At 66.2% G+C, this 16,482-nt stretch carries 16 protein-coding genes, 1 tRNA gene and 1 riboswitch; of the genes, 6 read left to right on the forward strand and 11 right to left on the reverse strand.

Going from position 1 to position 16,482, the window contains the following annotated elements; all coding sequences use genetic code 11:
* Positions 1–106 precede the first annotated feature (106 nt).
* Positions 107–1,435: an esterase-like activity of phytase family protein gene (locus JI745_RS25065; protein ID WP_201813243.1), complete on the forward strand. Its 1,329-nt coding sequence runs from the start codon at positions 107–109 to the stop codon at positions 1,433–1,435.
* Positions 1,436–1,487: 52 nt separating this feature from the next.
* On the opposite strand, the gene JI745_RS25070 is transcribed toward JI745_RS25065, so the two are convergent.
* The 10 genes from JI745_RS25070 to JI745_RS25115 all read right to left on the reverse strand — a co-directional run bounded on the left by JI745_RS25070 (position 1,488) and on the right by JI745_RS25115 (position 11,325).
* Positions 1,488–1,563, reverse strand: a tRNA-Asn gene (locus JI745_RS25070).
* 37 nt (positions 1,564–1,600) lie between these two features.
* Positions 1,601–3,730: a TonB-dependent siderophore receptor gene (locus JI745_RS25075; RefSeq protein ID WP_201813244.1), complete on the reverse strand. Its 2,130-nt coding sequence runs from the start codon at positions 3,728–3,730 to the stop codon at positions 1,601–1,603.
* A gap of 35 nt (positions 3,731–3,765) precedes the next feature.
* Positions 3,766–3,872: riboswitch (TPP riboswitch) on the reverse strand.
* 28 nt (positions 3,873–3,900) lie between these two features.
* Positions 3,901–4,950, reverse strand: coding sequence for an NAD(P)/FAD-dependent oxidoreductase (locus JI745_RS25080; RefSeq protein WP_201813245.1), 1,050 nt, complete (start codon positions 4,948–4,950; stop codon positions 3,901–3,903).
* Between the two features lie 10 nt (positions 4,951–4,960).
* Positions 4,961–5,284: a ferredoxin FdxA gene (gene fdxA / locus JI745_RS25085; protein WP_201813246.1), complete on the reverse strand. Its 324-nt coding sequence runs from the start codon at positions 5,282–5,284 to the stop codon at positions 4,961–4,963.
* 29 nt (positions 5,285–5,313) lie between these two features.
* Positions 5,314–6,081: a uroporphyrinogen-III C-methyltransferase gene (gene cobA / locus JI745_RS25090; protein WP_201813247.1), complete on the reverse strand. Its 768-nt coding sequence runs from the start codon at positions 6,079–6,081 to the stop codon at positions 5,314–5,316.
* A 1-nt stretch (position 6,082) separates the two neighbouring features.
* Positions 6,083–7,369 (reverse strand): sulfate adenylyltransferase subunit 1, encoded by a 1,287-nt coding sequence (locus JI745_RS25095; protein ID WP_201813248.1) that lies wholly within the window; start codon positions 7,367–7,369, stop codon positions 6,083–6,085.
* Positions 7,370–7,371: 2 nt separating this feature from the next.
* Positions 7,372–8,331, reverse strand: a complete 960-nt coding sequence (gene cysD / locus JI745_RS25100) for a sulfate adenylyltransferase subunit CysD (protein WP_201813249.1) — start codon at positions 8,329–8,331, stop codon at positions 7,372–7,374.
* Positions 8,328–9,080 (reverse strand): phosphoadenylyl-sulfate reductase, encoded by a 753-nt coding sequence (locus tag JI745_RS25105; protein ID WP_201813250.1) that lies wholly within the window; start codon positions 9,078–9,080, stop codon positions 8,328–8,330. Before JI745_RS25105 ends, cysD begins: the two co-directional genes overlap by 4 nt.
* On the reverse strand, positions 9,077–9,610 hold the full coding sequence (locus JI745_RS25110; protein ID WP_201813251.1) for a DUF934 domain-containing protein: 534 nt from the start codon (positions 9,608–9,610) through the stop codon (positions 9,077–9,079). The genes JI745_RS25105 and JI745_RS25110 overlap by 4 nt, the downstream gene beginning before the upstream one ends.
* An 11-nt stretch (positions 9,611–9,621) precedes the next feature.
* Positions 9,622–11,325, reverse strand: a complete 1,704-nt coding sequence (locus JI745_RS25115; RefSeq protein WP_201813252.1) for a nitrite/sulfite reductase — start codon at positions 11,323–11,325, stop codon at positions 9,622–9,624.
* A gap of 226 nt (positions 11,326–11,551) precedes the next feature.
* On the opposite strand from JI745_RS25115, the gene JI745_RS25120 reads away from it, so the two are divergent.
* Positions 11,552–12,496 carry a patatin-like phospholipase family protein gene (locus JI745_RS25120; RefSeq protein ID WP_201813253.1) on the forward strand — a complete coding sequence of 315 codons (945 nt, stop codon included), beginning with the start codon at positions 11,552–11,554 and terminating at the stop codon, positions 12,494–12,496.
* A gap of 205 nt (positions 12,497–12,701) precedes the next feature.
* On the opposite strand, the gene phaP is transcribed toward JI745_RS25120, so the two are convergent.
* A complete protein-coding gene (gene phaP / locus JI745_RS25125) occupies positions 12,702–13,256 on the reverse strand; it encodes a TIGR01841 family phasin (RefSeq protein ID WP_201813254.1) in 555 nt (184 codons plus the stop codon).
* A gap of 148 nt (positions 13,257–13,404) precedes the next feature.
* Here phaP and JI745_RS25130 point away from each other — a divergent pair, with 148 nt between their 5' ends.
* From JI745_RS25130 to JI745_RS25145, 4 genes are read left to right on the forward strand one after another with little or no spacing between them, the layout of a single operon-like run.
* A complete protein-coding gene (locus tag JI745_RS25130; RefSeq protein WP_201813255.1) occupies positions 13,405–14,343 on the forward strand; it encodes a histone deacetylase in 939 nt (312 codons plus the stop codon).
* Entirely contained in the window at positions 14,340–14,780 is a 441-nt protein-coding gene (locus JI745_RS25135) for a thioesterase family protein (RefSeq protein ID WP_236675444.1), read from the forward strand. The genes JI745_RS25130 and JI745_RS25135 overlap by 4 nt, the downstream gene beginning before the upstream one ends.
* The gene (locus tag JI745_RS25140; RefSeq protein ID WP_201813257.1) at positions 14,777–15,475 is read left to right on the forward strand and encodes a nitroreductase; all 699 of its coding nucleotides are present in this window, start codon (positions 14,777–14,779) and stop codon (positions 15,473–15,475) included. Before JI745_RS25135 ends, JI745_RS25140 begins: the two co-directional genes overlap by 4 nt.
* On the forward strand, positions 15,472–16,470 hold the full coding sequence (locus JI745_RS25145; protein ID WP_201813258.1) for a D-glycerate dehydrogenase: 999 nt from the start codon (positions 15,472–15,474) through the stop codon (positions 16,468–16,470). The genes JI745_RS25140 and JI745_RS25145 overlap by 4 nt, the downstream gene beginning before the upstream one ends.
* Positions 16,471–16,482: the final 12 nt, after the last annotated feature.

Below are 16,482 nucleotides of genomic sequence, written 5' to 3' on the forward strand. Positions count from 1 at the left end.
CCTCGCATGGGCATGACCATGGGCCAAACGGTTGTAGCACGCCTCGTCATGCGGCTGACACGGGCGGTCGCGACGATCGCGCGGTTTTCAACCACCGCCACGCTCCATGCGCCACTCCCTCGTTTTGCCCGTTCTGCTGGCCTCGTTGTTCACCGCCGGCGCTGCCCAAGCCCAGGTGCTGACCGGCTTCGCCCGCATGCCCGCCGCGACCTTCTCCGATGGCCCGACCTCCGGCCAGTTCGCGGCTGCCAACCCCTATGGCACCAACCTCCCGCCCTTCGTCAACCGGCAGCCGGTGCAAGGCTTCTCGGGTGTGCTTCAAGGCCCGAAGAAGAACGTCTTTCACTTCCTCGTCGACAACGGCTTCGGCGCGCAGAACAACTCGGCCGATGCGCTGCTGCGCTCGTACACCCTCGCCATCGATTGGCGCACGCGCAAAGGCGGCACCGGCCTCGTGCGGCCGACGGATTGGCAGCACGGCCATGATCGCGGCAGCTTCGATGCGTCGACGCGCCTCGAGCTGAACGATGCCCACCGCAAGCTCACGATCCCGATCCAGGCCGACTACCTGAACCACTACAACAACGGCGCGAACCCGACCGTGGCGCCGGTGATCCGTGCCAGACGCCTGCTGACGGGCGCTGACTTCGACATCGAATCGATCCGCCGTGACCACCGTGGCAACTACTGGTTCGGCGATGAGTTCGGGCCGTATCTCGTGAAGACCGATTCCCGCGGTACGGTGCTGCGCCCGGAGATCTCGCTGCCCGGCGTCTACGCCCCCGCCCACAAGGATGTGGTCGCCGGCCGCGCGACGGCCAACCTGCCGGCCTCGGGCGGCTTCGAGGGCCTGGCGATCAACCGCAGCGGCACGAAGCTCTACACGCTGCTGGAGCGCACCGTCACCGGCGACCCCGCAGGCACCTTGCGCATCGACGAATTCGATGTCGACCGCGAGGTCTACACCGGCCGTCGCTTCTACTACCCACTCGACACCGCCGGCACGGCCATCGGCGACATGGTCGCCATCGATGACCGTCGTTTCATCGTGCTCGAACGCAACGGCAACACGGCGACCTCGCCCAACCCCGCGCCGTTCAAGAAGGTCTACCTGATCGACCTGGAAGACGTAGCCGACGGCGGCGTGGCGCGAAAGCTGGAACTGGTCGACCTGATGAAGCTCGCCGACCCGCACGACCTGAACGGCGATGGCAGCACGGTCTTCACCTTCCCGTACACGACGATCGAGAACGTGCTGGTCCTCGATGCGCGCACGCTGCTGGTCGTGAACGACAACAACTTCCCGTACGGCGGTGGCCGCGAGATGGCGTCCGACAACACTGAGTTCCTGCGCATCCGCTTGCCCGTGTCGCTGGTGGCGGAAGAAGACGACGATCATCGCCGTGGCCGCGGACATGACCGCGACGACGACTGAGCGTCACAAAACGAAAGGGCCCTGCATTGCTGCAGGGCCCTTTGCTTTTTTCTGGCTCCTCGACCTGGGCTCGAACCAGGGACCTACGGATTAACAGTCCGGCGCTCTACCGACTGAGCTATCGAGGAATAGAGCCGCGCATTATAGCCATACTTTTGTGGCGGATCACAGGCTCACTTCGACCGAGGCGCGGAAGGTGCGTGCGGCCAGGGGATAGAGGTAGACGTGGTCGAACTGGAGGGGCGATTCCCGCCAAGCGCGGCGATTGAAGACGTTGTCGACGCCTGCGCGCCACGTGATGGTGGAGCCGATGAGTTTTTGTTCGTAGCGTGCGGCAAGGTCCATGACGCCGTAGCCCGGAATGCTGAGGCTGTTGTCGGCCACCACGGCGCGGTGACTCACACCCATGGCATCGGCTTGCAACTGCAAGGCCGGCAGGGCCGCCACGTTGTAGCGGGCCTGCAACTTGAGCGTGCGCTCCGGGACATTGACGGGCCGCTTGCCCTCGGCATTGACATCGAGCGTGTTCTCGCGGCGGGCGTGCAACAACTGCAGGCTGCCGCCGAAGGCCCAGGGGCCGTCGCGCCAAGCGGCATTGGCTTCGAGGCCGCGATGGCGCGCCTGACCGTCAGGGACGCGAGTGCAACTGCCGGCGGCATTGCATGCGCCAACGTTGCCCCACTGAGGGCGCACCACCTGGAACAGGGCGGCGCCCCATTGAGCATTCGGCGTGCCGACCTTCAAGCCGGCTTCCAATTGGCGACTGGTGGACAACAAGGCCACACCGCGGTTGGTAAAGCGATCTCGATTCGTCACGACTTCGCTTTCGATGCCCCGCCCCCAGCTTGTGTACACGAGTTGCTGGGGCGCGAAGGTGTAGCTGAGGGCAATGGAGGGCGTGATCAGGCGCTCTTCGTAGTTGGTGTCGCGTGATCCGTCCGTGCGCACACTTTGCCGATGCAGGCGGGTGTGCCGCAGGCCCAGCCAGGTGGTGAGGTGGTCGTTGAGGCGAATGGCGTCGCGAGCGAAGAGTTCGGTCGACCGTTCGTCCCGGTTGGTGTTCTCGTCGTTCAGGGTGGGGTTGGCAGGGACGACGGTGCCGCCGTCGACGGTGCCAGTGCCAACACCGTTGTAAGCCTGTCGCTCGAATCGGTGCGTCACGCGGCTTTGAAGCAGGCCAACCGAGAGAGTGTGCTTCATGCCGCCGACGTCCGTTTCACCGTGCATTGCGATCTCCAACGCATCCGAGCGGCGGCGTTCGTTCTCGCTGCGATAGTCAGCGTAGTCGAAGGTGCCATCGGGGCAGTAGCGATCTGGGTAGTAGGTCGTGGCGCTGGTGCAACCGTACGGAAAGGCCAGCCGATCGTCGGTGACGAGACGTTGCGTCAATGCATGCAACGTGCCTCGCCAGTTCGCGCCGAGGCTCTGTGTCATGCGCAGTGACGCGTTGTTGGCATCCATCACCACCGGCTGGGACCAAGGCTGGTTGTTGAGGTTGAGGCGAGGGTCCACCGGCTCCGGCACACGATCGCCCAACAAGCTGAATGCCGGCTGGCTGGGCTGCGAGCGGTGGCTGTGCTCGACTTCGAATTCGACCAGCGTGTCGGCGCCCGCGCGCCATTCGGTGGCGATCGCAGCAAGGTGGCGCTTGCCTTTGGCATCGCGCAGCTGCGGCTGCAGATCCTCGTACGCGAGGTTGAGCCGCGCGCCGAGCGCCCCTTCCGCGCCGAAGCGCTGCGTGAGGTCCGCAGCGGTGAGAATCGAGTTGCGCTCGCGCCAGCCCAGCGTTGCGCTGTAGGCCGATGCGCCGCCTGGGCGCTTTACGACGAGGTTGGCCAAGCCGCCGGGCGCGCTTGTGCCCGCTTGGATGCCCGATGTGCCTTTGAGAACCTCAAGACGCTCCTTGTTGTCGAGCGGAATCGACGTTTCAGCGTTGATGGGCAAGCCGTCGCGCCGGTAGTTGAAGCGGTTGTCGAGCGTGAAGCCGCGCACGGCGAGAAAGTCCCAATAGCCCTCGGAGTTGTAGGCATCGCTGACGCTGGCATCCGACTTGACCATGTCGGCGATGCGTTGCACACCACGGTCCTTCATCTGGGAGGCGCTGAGCACGCTCGCCTGCAGTGGCGCCTCGGACAAAGGCACGCCCCATCCCGAGACCGACACGACCGGGTCGCTGCGGCCAACCACGGTGACCGGTGGGAGGTTGGTGGATGCGGGTGCCTGCGCGTAGACGCTGAGGCACAGCATGGAAGCGGCCGCGGCAGCGGGTGTGCGGAAGAAGCGAATGGGAGCCATCGTGTGTCCGGAAGCGATGGCAGGTCGGCGGGCACCGTCTGCGGTGCTTGCTTCCCTGCGCGAGGATTACCTCAATCAGGTTCAAAGGGACTCTCTCAGTCGAACGCCATCTGCATGGCATCCAACACCCCTAGCGAGTGCTGCGCGTGTGCGCAGCGAAGGCGATTATGTCAGTCGTCGAAAGTCGGCGACTCCACGCCGAGCAGCTTGTGCAGCTTCGGGCTGGCCGTCGTGTACTGCAGCTGGATGCGCTTGTCCGGGAAGACGTAGGGCGCCGCACCAAAGGCCGCAAGCGCCGCTTCATGAAAGCCCGACAGGATGAGCTTCTTCTTGCCCGGATAGGTGTTGACGTCGCCCACCGCGAAGATGCCCGGCACGCTGGTTTCGAACTTCTCGGTGTCGACGACGAGCTGCTTGCGTTCGAGCGCCAGGCCCCAGTCGGCGATGGGTCCGAGCTTGGGGCTGAGGCCGAAGAACACCAGCAGCGCATCGAGCGGCACGACCCGCGTGACCGCGTCGCCGCCGGTGACCTTCACACCCGTGAGTCGGCCCTCGGCCTCCTCGATGCCGGTGATCTGGCCGACGATGAACTGCATCTGCATCGCATCGCACAAGGCACGCATCTTCGCCACGCTGGCCGGCGCGGCCTGGAAGCCATCGCGGCGATGCAGCAGGATCACGCTTGCGGCCTTGTCAGGCCCGTCTTGTGCGAAGTGCAGGGCCCAGTCGAGCGCCGAATCGCCGCCGCCCACAATGACAATCTGCTTGCCGGCGAACTCGGCCGGCGTCTTCACGCGATGGAAGAGTTGCGTGCCCTCGTATTTGTCGAGGCCTTCGACCTTCAGCATGCGCGGCTGGAACGAGCCCACGCCGCCGGCCACGATCACCACCTTGGCGAGGAAGCGGGTGCCGGTGCTGGTCTCGACGAGAAAGCGGCCGTCGGCCTGCTTCTCCACCGCCGCCACCTCCTGCCCGAGGTGGAAGGTCGCGCCAAAGGGCTCGATCTGCTTGAGCAGGCTGTCGACGAGCTCGCGGCCAGTGCTGCGGGGCACCGCCGGGATGTCGTAGATCGGTTTGTCGGGATAGAGCTCGATGCACTGCCCGCCGGGGTAGGCGAGCGTGTCCACCACATGGGCCTTGATCTCGAGCAGGCCCAGCTCGAACACCTGGAACAGGCCCACCGGGCCGGCGCCGACGATCAGCGCATCGGTGTCGATCATGGAGCCGAGCTTACTTCTGCAGCTCCGACAGCTTGCCCGTCTTGTCTTTCCACTCGTCGGCGTCGGGCAGCGCGGCCTTGCGCTTGGTGATGCTGGGCCAACCCTTGGCCAGATCGGCATTGATCTTGATCATGTGCTGCTGATCGGCCGGCACGTCTTCTTCCGGCAGGATCGCATTGACCGGGCATTCAGGGATGCACACGGCGCAGTCGATGCACTCGTCGGGATCGATCGCCAGGAAGTTGGGGCCTTCGCGGAAGCAGTCCACAGGGCAGACATCCACGCAGTCGGTGTATTTGCAGCGGATGCAGGCTTCGGTGACAACGTGGGTCATGGCTCTTGCGGGTAGTGAATTTGCGGAGATCAGTCGCCCGAGGGCGAAACAACGGATTTTAGGGGCTTGAGGGTTCCCACCGGCGCTGAAACCTTGCCGCCCACGCCGAGCGAGGCGGCACCTGCGCCAATCGTCACGATGGTGGGGCGGCCGGCGTGTTGGGCGCTGCCCTCGTCGAGCGAGGCGACTTCATGTTCGGTGTGGATGGCATCCGGCCAGCCCGCCCGCGAGACGACGCTGGCGGGCGTGTCGGCGGGCCAACCGGCACCGAGCAACTGGTGTGAGAGGGCCGCGAGCTGCTTGCCGGCCATGTAGTAGATCTCGGTGTCGGCGGTGCGGGTCGCATGCATGTCGCCGGTGCGGGTCATGGCGGTGGCGAGGCTCACGCTGCGGCCGTTGCCGCGCCGGGTTAGGGGGCGTTGGCTGCTCGCTGCGGCGGCGACGGCCGAGGTGACGCCGGGCACCACCTCGGTCTCGATACCGTGTGCGGCAAGTGCCACGAGTTCTTCTTCCAGGCGGCCGAAGATGCTTGGGTCACCACCCTTCAGGCGCACGACGGTTGGCACTTCTGCCGCAAAGCGCAGCAGCAGGTCGTTGATCGTGGCCTGGCCGGTGCTGTCGGCAAACCCGCGCTTGCCCACGTGGACCCAGCGGGCCTGCGGCGCGTGTTCCCGCAGGGCCGGGTCGGTGAGTGCGTCGTAGAGCACCACGTCAGCCGTGGCGAGCAGGTTCGCGCCCCGCACGGTGATCAGATCGGCGGCCCCCGGGCCCGCACCGATGAAGATCACCCGGCCCATCTCAGGCAGCGCCCTTCACGAGCAACGCACCGCTGGTGCGGTTGCTCGCCGGGTCGACGATGATGAGCGAGCCACCGACCCGGTTGGACTCGTAGGACTCCACCGGCAACGGCTGCTGTGTCTCGACGATCACGTGGCCGATCTCGTTGACGGCGAGCTGGTGCGCTTCGGTCGCTTCCAGCGAGTGGATGTCGAGGCGGCTCTCGATGCTGGCGATGCGCGCCTGCACCCAGCGGTTGCCGTGGCGCACCCAGTACTTGCGGCCGACCTGTGCGGGCTCGGTGTCCAGCCAGGCGAGCGTGGCGCTGAAGCGGTTGGTCTCGTGGACGGTCTTGGGCGTGGCGATCCAGTCGCCGCGCGAGACGTCGAGCTGGCGGTCGAGCACCACGCCGGCGGAGCGGCCGGCTTCGACGACGTCGACCACTTCGCTCGCAAGGCGCACCTCGGCGACGATGGCCGTCTGGCCGCTCGGGAAGACCTGCACTTCGTCGCCGGCCTTCACGCGGCCATGGGCCACGCGGCCGAAGAGGGTGCGCGGCTGGTTGCCGGTGCCTTCGCCTTCCCGGCTCACGTATTGCACGGGGATCAGCAGGTCGCCGTCCTTGCGCTCCTGTAGTGCCGGCAGCGACTCCAGCAGTTGCAGCAGCGAGGGGCCGTCGTACCAGTTGGCGTCGAGCGGCTGGGTGACGTTGTCGCCACGCAGGGCCGAGACGGGGATGATGCCGGCGACTACGATGCCAGCTTGCTTGGCAAACGCGGTCAGCGACTCGCTCACCGCCTTGAAGGCATGGGCCGGGTCGGCGGCGGCGTCGAGCTTGTTGACGGCGAAGACGATGCTGGGCACGCGCAGCAGGTGGGCCAGCAGCGCGTGGCGGCGCGTCTGCGGCAGCAGCGGCACCGGAGTTTGCGTCGTGTCGAGCTTGGTGATGTCGACCAGCACCACGGCGGCATCACTGCCGGCGGCTGCCGTCACCATGTTGCGGGTGTACTGCTCATGCCCGGGGGCGTCGGCGATGATGAACTTGCGCTGCTTGGTGGCGAAGTAGCGGTAGGCGACGTCGATCGTGATGCCCTGCTCACGCTCGGCCTCCAGGCCGTCGGTGAGCAGCGACAGGTCGATCGGCTGGCCCGCGGCCTTCTTCTCCAGCGTGTCGAGCTGGTCGGCGAGGATGGCGCGGCTGTCGTAGAGCAGGCGGCCGATGAGGGTGCTCTTGCCGTCGTCGACGGAGCCGGCGGTGAGGAAGCGCAGGGCGCGGTGGTCTTTCACTTGGGGAGCTGCGGTGCTCATGATCAGAAATAGCCTTCCTTCTTGCGGCGCTCCATCGAAGCATCCGAGGTGCGGTCGTCCATGCGGGTGGCGCCGCGTTCGCTCACGGTGACCTTGAGCGTCTCGGCCACGATGTCGGTGGCGTTGGCGGCAGGGCTTTCCACCGGGCAGGTGCAGGTCATGTCGCCGACGGTGCGGAAACGCACCTGCGCGGTCTCGATCGTTTCGCCTGCTTCGGGCGGCGTCACGTCGGTCAGCGGCACCAGCAGCCCCTTGCGGCGGATGATCTGGCGATCGTGCGCGTAGTAGAGCGTGGGCAGCGGGATGTTCTCGCGGGCGATGTACAGCCACACGTCGAGCTCGGTCCAGTTGCTGATCGGAAACGCGCGCATGTGCTCGCCTGGCTTGATGCGGGTGTTGAAGAGCGTCCAGAGTTCGGGGCGCTGCTCCTTCGGCTGCCATTGGCCGAAGCTGTCGCGGTGGCTGAAGATGCGCTCCTTCGCGCGGGCCTTCTCTTCGTCGCGACGGGCGCCGCCCATCAGCACGTCGAAGCGGTGCTCCTCGATGGCTTCTAGCAGGGCCACGGTCTGGTGGCCGTTGCGCGACTCGAGCGGGTGCGACAGGCGCACGGTGCCGCGCTTGATCGAGTCTTCGAGGTGGCCGACGACCAGGCGCTCGCCCATCTCGGCCACGCGGCGGTCACGGAACTCGATGACTTCGGGGAAGTTGTGGCCGGTGTCCACGTGCAGCAGCGGAAAGGGCAGGCGGCCCTTGAACTCGCCGTCCTTGCCGCGCGTCTTGAACGCCTTCTCGGCCAGGCGCAGCACCACGCAGGAATCCTTGCCGCCCGAGAACAGCAGGGCCGGGCGCTCGAAGGCGGCCACGGTTTCGCGCAGGATGAAGATGGCCTCTTCTTCCAGCCAGTCGAGGTGGGTGTGGTCCAGCTCGGGGAGCAATTGCTCCACGGTCAGCGGGGCGTTCATTTCCTATCTCCAATCATCGAAACGGCAGCTTCTTCTGCGCCATGGACATGCAACCCGCACTCCTTGGCCTTCTCGTCTTCCCACCACCAGCGGCCGGCGCGGAAGTCTTCGCCCACGGCAATGGCGCGTGTGCAGGGCTCGCAACCAATGCTGGGCATGAACTCGTCGTGCAGCGGGTTGTAGGGCACGTTGTTCACCGCGACGTAGTGCCAGACGTCGTTCCAGGTCCAGTCGGCCAGCGGCTGGTACTTGGTGCGGCCCTTGTCGTCGAGCTCGCTGAAGGGCACGTCGCCGCGGTTGTTGCTTTGCTCCCGGCGCAGGCCCGTGACCCACGCGCTGCGGTTCGCCAGCATGCGCGACAGCGGCTCGAGCTTGCGGATGCCGCAGCAGCCCTTGCGCAGGTCGATGCTTTCGTACATCGCCTTCTCGCCGTGGTTCTTGACGAAATGGATGACGGCATCGGCTTCGGGGCGGTAGACCTCGACCTTCAGGCCGTAGCGCTCTTCGATGCGCGGGATCAGCGCAACGGTCTGTGCATGCAGCTTGCCGGTTTCGAGCGTGCCGATGGCAATGGGAATCTGGTGCTTGGCGATGAGGTCGGTCAGCACCATGTCTTCCACGCCGAGGCTTGTGGACTGCACCACCTTGTCGGGGTGCTCGGCAGCAGCCTGCTTCAGCACCGCCACTGCGTTTGCGACACGGCGGTCGAACTCCGGCGTGAGCCGGTCGTAGAGGGCGATGGCAGTCATATCGACGAACCTGCCTGGTTGAATTCTTCCTTCGCGTATTCCTCGCCCGCGGGGCGGGCGAAGAGCGGCCGACGCTCGTTCACGTCGCCCTGGTAGTAGCCCGGGAAGAAACGCAGCGCGCGCTCGGCGGCTTCGATCGACTGGTCGGCGCGCAGGGCGACGGCATCGAAGCCGGTGCGCTGCATCAGCGAGACCATGTCGACCAGCGCCTCGCCGGTGGCGCGGATCTCGCCCGTGTAGCGATAGCGCGAGCGCAGGATGTGCGCCTGGCTGTAGGCGCGGCCATCCACCCACTTGGGGAACTGCAGCGCGATGAGGCTCAGGCGCGGGAGGTCGGCTTCGAGCTCTTCGATGTCGGCATCGTTCGGGAAGATCACGCCGACGGGCACGTCCTGCGGCCATTGGGCGCGCACGCCCAGCCACTGACTGTGCGTGAGCAGGCTGTAAGGCGTGTGGGTGACGGTGACGAGCGGGCCGTCTTCACCGGTCACGGTGTGCCAGCGATCGCGGGTGGGGTCGATGAACTTCATCTTCGTCTCTCTCAGGCTTGCTGCGCGGTGGCGCGGCGCTGTGCGTTGGCGGCGGTCTTGAAGGGGTCGAGGCCGATGCGCTTGACGGTGTCGATGAAGCGCTCGGCCGCGCTGCTGCGCTGCTCGCGGTAGGTGTCGATCACGGCTTCGATCACGTCGGCCACTTCTTCGGCGGCGAACGACGGGCCGATCACCTTGCCCGGCGTGGAGGCGTGGCCGCCGATGGCCGAGCCGTCGAGGCCACCGAGCGAAACCTGGTACCACTCCTTGCCGTCCTTGTCGACGCCGAGGATGCCGATGTGGCCGCTGTGGTGGTGGCCGCAGGAGTTGATGCAGCCGCTGATGTGCAGGTCGATGTCGCCGATGTCGTAGAGCTCGTCGATGTCGTCGAAGCGCTCGGTGATGTCGGCCGCGATCGGGATGGAGCGGGCGTTGGCCAGCGCGCAGAAGTCACCGCCGGGGCAGGCGATCATGTCGGTGAGCAGGCCGATGTTCGGGGTGGCGAAGCTTGCGGCCTTGGCTTCCTGCCACAGCGCGAAGAGGTCGCTTTCCTTCACCCAGGGCAGCACGAGGTTCTGGTCGTGCGAGACGCGCAGTTCACCCGAGCTGAACTTGTCGGCGAGGTCGGCGGCCAGTTCCATCTGGGTGTCGGTCGCATCACCCGGGGCCTGGCCGGTGCGCTTGAGCGAGAGCGTGACGGCGCGGTAGCCGGGCACCTGGTGTGCGTGCACGTTGCGCTCGGTCCAGCGCTTGAAGGCATCGGGCGCGTCGGCAGGGACGTGGAGCTTGCTGTTCGGAATCGAAGCGACACCTGCGGGGCGCACGAAGCAGGCGTTGACGCGGTCGAACTCGGCCTGCGTCAGGATGTGCGAGGCACCGTCGAGGTCACGCTCGAGGATGTCCTTGTATTCCTTGGCGACGGCGTCGATGAACTTCTGGCCCTCGGCCTTCACCAGGATCTTGATGCGCGCCTTGTACATGTTGTCGCGGCGGCCGTAGCGGTTGTAGACACGCACGATCGCCTCGATGAACACGAGGATGTTCTGCCAGGGCGTGAACTCGCTGATGACGGTGCCGATGATCGGCGTGCGGCCCATGCCACCGCCGACCAGCACCTTGAAGCCGACCTCGCCTTTGTCGTTCTTGAGCAGCTGCAGGCCGATGTCGTGCCATGCGATGGCAGCGCGGTCTTCCTTCGCGCCGCTGACGGCGATCTTGAACTTGCGCGGCAGGTGGGCGAACTCGGGATGCAGCGTGCTCCACTGTCGCAGGATCTCGCAGTAGGGGCGCGGGTCGACGATCTCGTCGGCCGCCACGCCGGCGAAGCAGTCGCTCGTGATGTTGCGGATGCAGTTGCCGCTGGTCTGGATGCCGTGCATCGACACCGAGGCCAGCAGGTCCATCACGTCAGCCGCCTTGGGCAGCGGGATCCAGTTGTACTGGATGTTCTGCCGGGTGGTGAAGTGGGCGTAGCTGCGGTCGAACTCGCGCGCGATGCGCGCCAGCATGCGCAGCTGCGTGCTGCTCAACTCGCCGTACGGCACGGCGATGCGGGCCATCGGCGCATGGCGCTGGATGTACCAGCCGTTTTGCAGGCGCAGGGCACGGAATTCGTCATCGCTCAGCTTGCCGGCGAGGTTGCGCTCGAGCTGGTCGCGGAACTGGGCCGCACGTTGCTTGACGAATTGCGTGTCGAAAGAGGTGTACTGGTACATCGTGTCGAGTCCGAAGATCAGCGAATGACTTGAGGCCGGCGGTCACGAGCGACACGCACTGGGGGACGTCCCATTTCCTGCCACGACGTCCCTGGGAGGCAGAAGAGCGGGAGACTGGACTTTACAAAGCGTCTATATATATAGAAAGAACAGTTTAGTAAGTTGTTTATGCGCTTGACGGCATGAGGCAGCGGCTGTAGCGGCCCGGCTTCTAGAATCCCGCGCCATGTTCGATCCACGCGCGCTTTTCCTTTGCTTCCGCTGGCTCGTGGTGATGGTGGCCATGGTGACGCTTGCGGCCTGCCAGACGGCACCGACAGTCCCGCCCGTGACCACGCCGCCGGTGGTTCTACCGCCGGACCAGCCTGCCTCGGCACCGGTCGTCATCCCCACCCGGCCGCCGCGCATCGGGCTGGCGCTTGGAGGGGGCGCCGCGCGCGGTTTCGCCCACATCGGTGTGATCCAGGTGCTGGAGGAGCACGGCATCAAGGTGGACTACGTCACGGGCACCTCGGCCGGCAGCCTGGTTGCGGCGCTGTATGCCTCGGGGCGCAATGGCGCGGCGCTGGCGGCCATGGCAGACCAGATGGATGAATCGGCGTTCGCCGACTGGGCCTTCCCTGGTCGCGGGCTGATCCGCGGGGAGGCGCTGGCGCGCTACGTGCGCGACAACACCGGTGGGCGGACCATCGAGCAGATGGTCGTGCCCCTGGGGATCGTCGCCACCGACCTGGACAGTGGGCAGCCCATCCTCTTCCAGCGTGGCGATGCCGGAACGGCGGTGCGGGCCTCGAGCTCGGTGCCGGCGGTCTTCACGCCGGTGAAGATCGGCACGCGTGAATATGTGGATGGGGGACTGGTTTCGCCCGTGCCGGTGCGTTTCGTCAAGCAGATGGGGGCCGAGCTGGTGATCGCGGTCGACATCTCGGCCATTCCCGATGGTGCGCCCACGGGCGACCCGATGCGCATGCTGCTGCAGACCTTCGCCATCATGGGCAAGAGCATCAACACCTTTGAGCTGCGCGAAGCCGACATCGTGCTGCGGCCCAAGCTTGCGGGTGTGTCGAGCGCCGACTTCTCGAACCGCAAGCGGTCGATACAGGCCGGGCGCGATGCGATGACCGCCGCCTTGGTCGAGCTGAAAGCCAAGCTCCTCGTCAAGGCGCGCTGATATGTGGCAGCCCTTCGATGGCTGCTTTCACCTTCGTTCGGCCAAATAAAAAGCCCGGTGTTGCCACCGGGCTGAAGGTACCTTTGCGGGTACCGAGGAGACAACCTTTCAGGGAGACCACAAGCGTCGCTTGCGGTGCTCATCAGATGGCGGGTGTGCCAGGAAGTTCAATCCCCGTTCGCAAATTTATGTCGCGCGGCGCAGATCAAGCGGCGCGCTTGGCCTTGGTGGTCGCACCTTGCGTGGCCTTCACGGCGGTCGCGGTGATGGCCTGGAAGTTGGCTTCCGCCACGTCGGCAGCTTGCTTGGCAGCCTTGTGCACCGACTCATAGGCGTTGTTGGCAGCGGCCACGGCCGACTTGACCAGCGCCACGGCGTTCTCGGTGCCGGCGGGAGCGTTCTTCAGGTTGGTGTCGACCAGCGACAGGAACTTCTTCTGCGCTTCGGTGGCCTGGGCTTCGGCGACCTTGCTGATGTCAGCGCTGGTGGCCGAGGCGATGTCGTACACGTAGCGGCCATAGGCGGCAGCCTTCTCGGCGGCCGGCTGCAGCAGGCCGGCTTGCAGGGCCAGCAGCTCTTGCGCATCCTTCACGGACAGCACGGCCTTGGTGTTCTCGGTGGCTTCGCCCAGTGCGGTCTTGGCAACTTGCAGGTTCAACTCCACCAGCTTCTCGATGCCTTCGAACGCCTTGCCGGTCAGGCCGAAGAGGGTTTCGACGTTGGCCTTGTGAGCGGCGATGAGTTGTTCAGCGGTCAGCATGTTCATGATCTCCAATGGTTAGATTGAGGGGTCTGACACAGCAATGTTGCGCTGCACCATGACCAGAAGTATACGAACGCCGGCCGACTTTTCAAGCAGTTTTTGTTGCGATGCAACAAATTAGAGGAGCTTGCCTAAGTTGTTGAGGATGAAGGCTTTTTTCGCTGACCACGTGGGCCTCCAACTGCCGCCCGGGCATCGGTTTCCATTTCAGAAGTACGGGCTTCTGCGGGAACGTGTGGCGGTCGATCTTCCGTCCCTCGAGTTGCATGCGGCCGAAGCGGCGACCGAAGGCGAACTGGCCCTGGCGCACGAGCCGCACTACATCGCGGACGTGCTGCAAGGCCACCTGAGCGCGCAAGCACAGCGAGAGATCGGCTTTCCCTGGTCGCCGCGCATGGTGGAGCGGGCCTGCCGTTCGGTGGGCGCGACCATCGCTGCGGCACGTGTCGCGTTGCGCGAAGGCATCGGTGCCAACCTCGCCGGCGGCACCCACCACGCGAGCGCGGACAGCGGCGGCGGCTACTGTGTCTTCAACGACGTGGCCGTGGCCGCACGGTTGATGCAGGCCGAATGGCATCGCGCCTACCGGCGCTTGCTGCGTGTGGCCGTGATCGATCTCGACGTTCACCAGGGCAACGGCACGGCCTCGATCTTTCGCGATGACCCGACCGTGTTCACCTTGTCGATGCATGGGGCCAAGAACTTTCCGTTCCGCAAGCAGCCCGGAGACCTCGACGTCGACCTGCCCGATGGCTGCGGCGACGCCGACTATCTGGAAGCGCTGGACGCCGCGCTCGAGGAACTCTGGTCGCGTCATGGCGACCATCCGCCGGGCCTTGTCTTCTACCTGGCGGGCGCCGACCCGCACGAGGGCGATCGCCTCGGCCGCCTGAAGCTCAGCACCGAAGGCCTCGCCGAGCGCGACCGCCGTGTGTTCGATGCCCTGCTGCACCGGCACATCCCGGTGGCGCTGTCGATGGCGGGCGGCTACGGCCGCGACCTGGCCGACACGGTGCAGGTCCAGATCAACACGCTGCGCCTCGCCGAAGGACATTGGCAGCGATGGAACAATCCACGTCCATGAGCACCCCCCGCCCCCAGCCCGATGGCCGCGAGGCCTACCGTCACTTCGCGCCGATCGCCACCCGCTGGGAGGACAACGACGCCTACGGCCACCTCAACAACGTCGTCTACTACAGTCTCTTCGACACCGCGGTGAACCGCTACCTCATCGAGGCCGGTGCGCTCGACATCCACAAGGGCCGCACCATCGGCCTCGTGGTCGAGACGCACTGCAACTACTTCGCGTCGGTCGAGTTTCCGCAGATGGTGGAGGCCGGCATCCGCGTGGCGCACATGGGCGCGTCGAGCGTGCGCTACGAGATCGGCATCTTCGCGACCGGCGAGCCGCTGTGCGCCGCACGCGGCCATTTCGTCCATGTCTATGTGGACCGCGACACGCGCCGCCCCGTGCCACTGCCCGACACCCTTCAGAACGCGTTGCAGGAGCTCAAGGTTTGAATCCCTCGCCCGACCAGACTGCCGCGGTCGACGCCGCGATCACCACGCGCCGCTCGCTGCGCGCCTTCCTGCCGACGCCGGTGCCGCGCGAGACGCTTGTCGACATCCTGCAGATCGCAGCGCGCGCACCCTCCGGCACCAACACCCAGCCGTGGAAGGTCTACGTGCTGACCGGCGAATCGCTGCGTTCGCTGTCGCAGCAGGTGCGCTCGGCCTACGACGACCCCGCCGTCTCGGCCCAGCACCAAGAGGACTACGCCTACTACCCGCGCCAATGGCAGTCGCCGTACATCGACCGCCGCCGCAAGGTCGGCTGGGACCTGTACTCGCTGCTCGGCATCGCCAAGGGCGACAAGGAACGCATGCACGCGCAGCACGGCCGCAACTACGCCTTCTTCGATGCCCCGGTCGGCCTGATGTTCACCATCGACCGCATGATGGAGCAGGGCAGCTGGCTCGACTACGGCATGTTCCTGCAGAACATCATGGTCGCCGCCCGCGCACGGGGTCTCGACACCTGCCCGCAAGCCGCGTGGACGCAGTACCACCGCATCATCCTGCCGGCCATCGGCGCGTCGCCCGACGAGAAGCTCGTCTGCGGCATGTCGCTCGGCCATGCCGACCCCAACGCGATCGAGAACACGCTCCAGACAGAGCGTGAGCCCGTCGCCAACTTTGCGAGGTTCCTCGAATGAGTCGTCCTGCCGTCCTGGTCGCGCGCGCCATCCAGCCCGAGGTCATCGCGCGCCTGCGCGAGCACTTCGAGGTGGAGGTCAACAGCGCCGACGACATCTATTCCCGAGACGAACTGATCGCGCACCTGCAAGGCAAGCTCGGCGTGATGACCACCGGCAGCGAGCGCATCGACAAGGGCGTGCTCGCCGCTGCCCCGGGCCTGCGGGCGGTGTGCAACATCGCCGTCGGCTTCAACAACCTCGACGTGCCCGCCGCCACCGCGCGCGGCGTGCTCTGCACCAACACGCCCGACGTGCTGACCGAGACCACCGCCGACTTCGGCTTCGCGCTGATGATGGCCGCGGCACGACGCGTCGCGGAGTCCGAGCATTTCCTGCGCCGCGGCGAGTGGAAGAAGTGGTCGGTCGACATGTTCGTCGGCAGCGACATCCATGGCGCCACGCTCGGCATCCTCGGCATGGGCCGCATCGGCCAGGCCATCGCGCGGCGTGGCGCGCTCGGCTTCGGCATGAAGGTCCTCTACTGCAACCGCACCCGGCTTTCACCCGAGATCGAAGACGCCTGCAAGGCGAGCCTCGTGACGAAAGACGAACTGCTGCGACAGGCCGACCACCTGATGATCGTGGTGCCGTATTCGGCTTCGTCGCACCACGCCATCGGCGCGGCCGAGCTGGCGCTGATGAAACCCACCGCAACGCTCACCAACATCGCCCGAGGGGGCGTGGTCGACGATGCGGCGCTCGCCAAGGCGCTGGCGGCCAAGCAGATCGCCGCGGCCGGCCTGGATGTCTTCGAAGGCGAGCCCGCCGTCCACCCGGCGTTGCTGCAGGTGCCCAATGTCGTGCTCACGCCCCACATCGCCAGTGCCACCCGGGCCACGCGCCTCGCGATGGCCAACCTCGCCGCCGACAACCTGATTGCCGCGCTGGGCTTCGGCCCGAACGCCGGCCGCCCGCCCACGCCGCTCAACCCTGAAGTGCTGAAGCCCGCCTGAGACAATCACCCG

Origin of the sequence: Piscinibacter sp. HJYY11 (assembly GCF_016735515.1) — a bacterium.
GTDB lineage: Bacteria > Pseudomonadota > Gammaproteobacteria > Burkholderiales > Burkholderiaceae_C > Rhizobacter.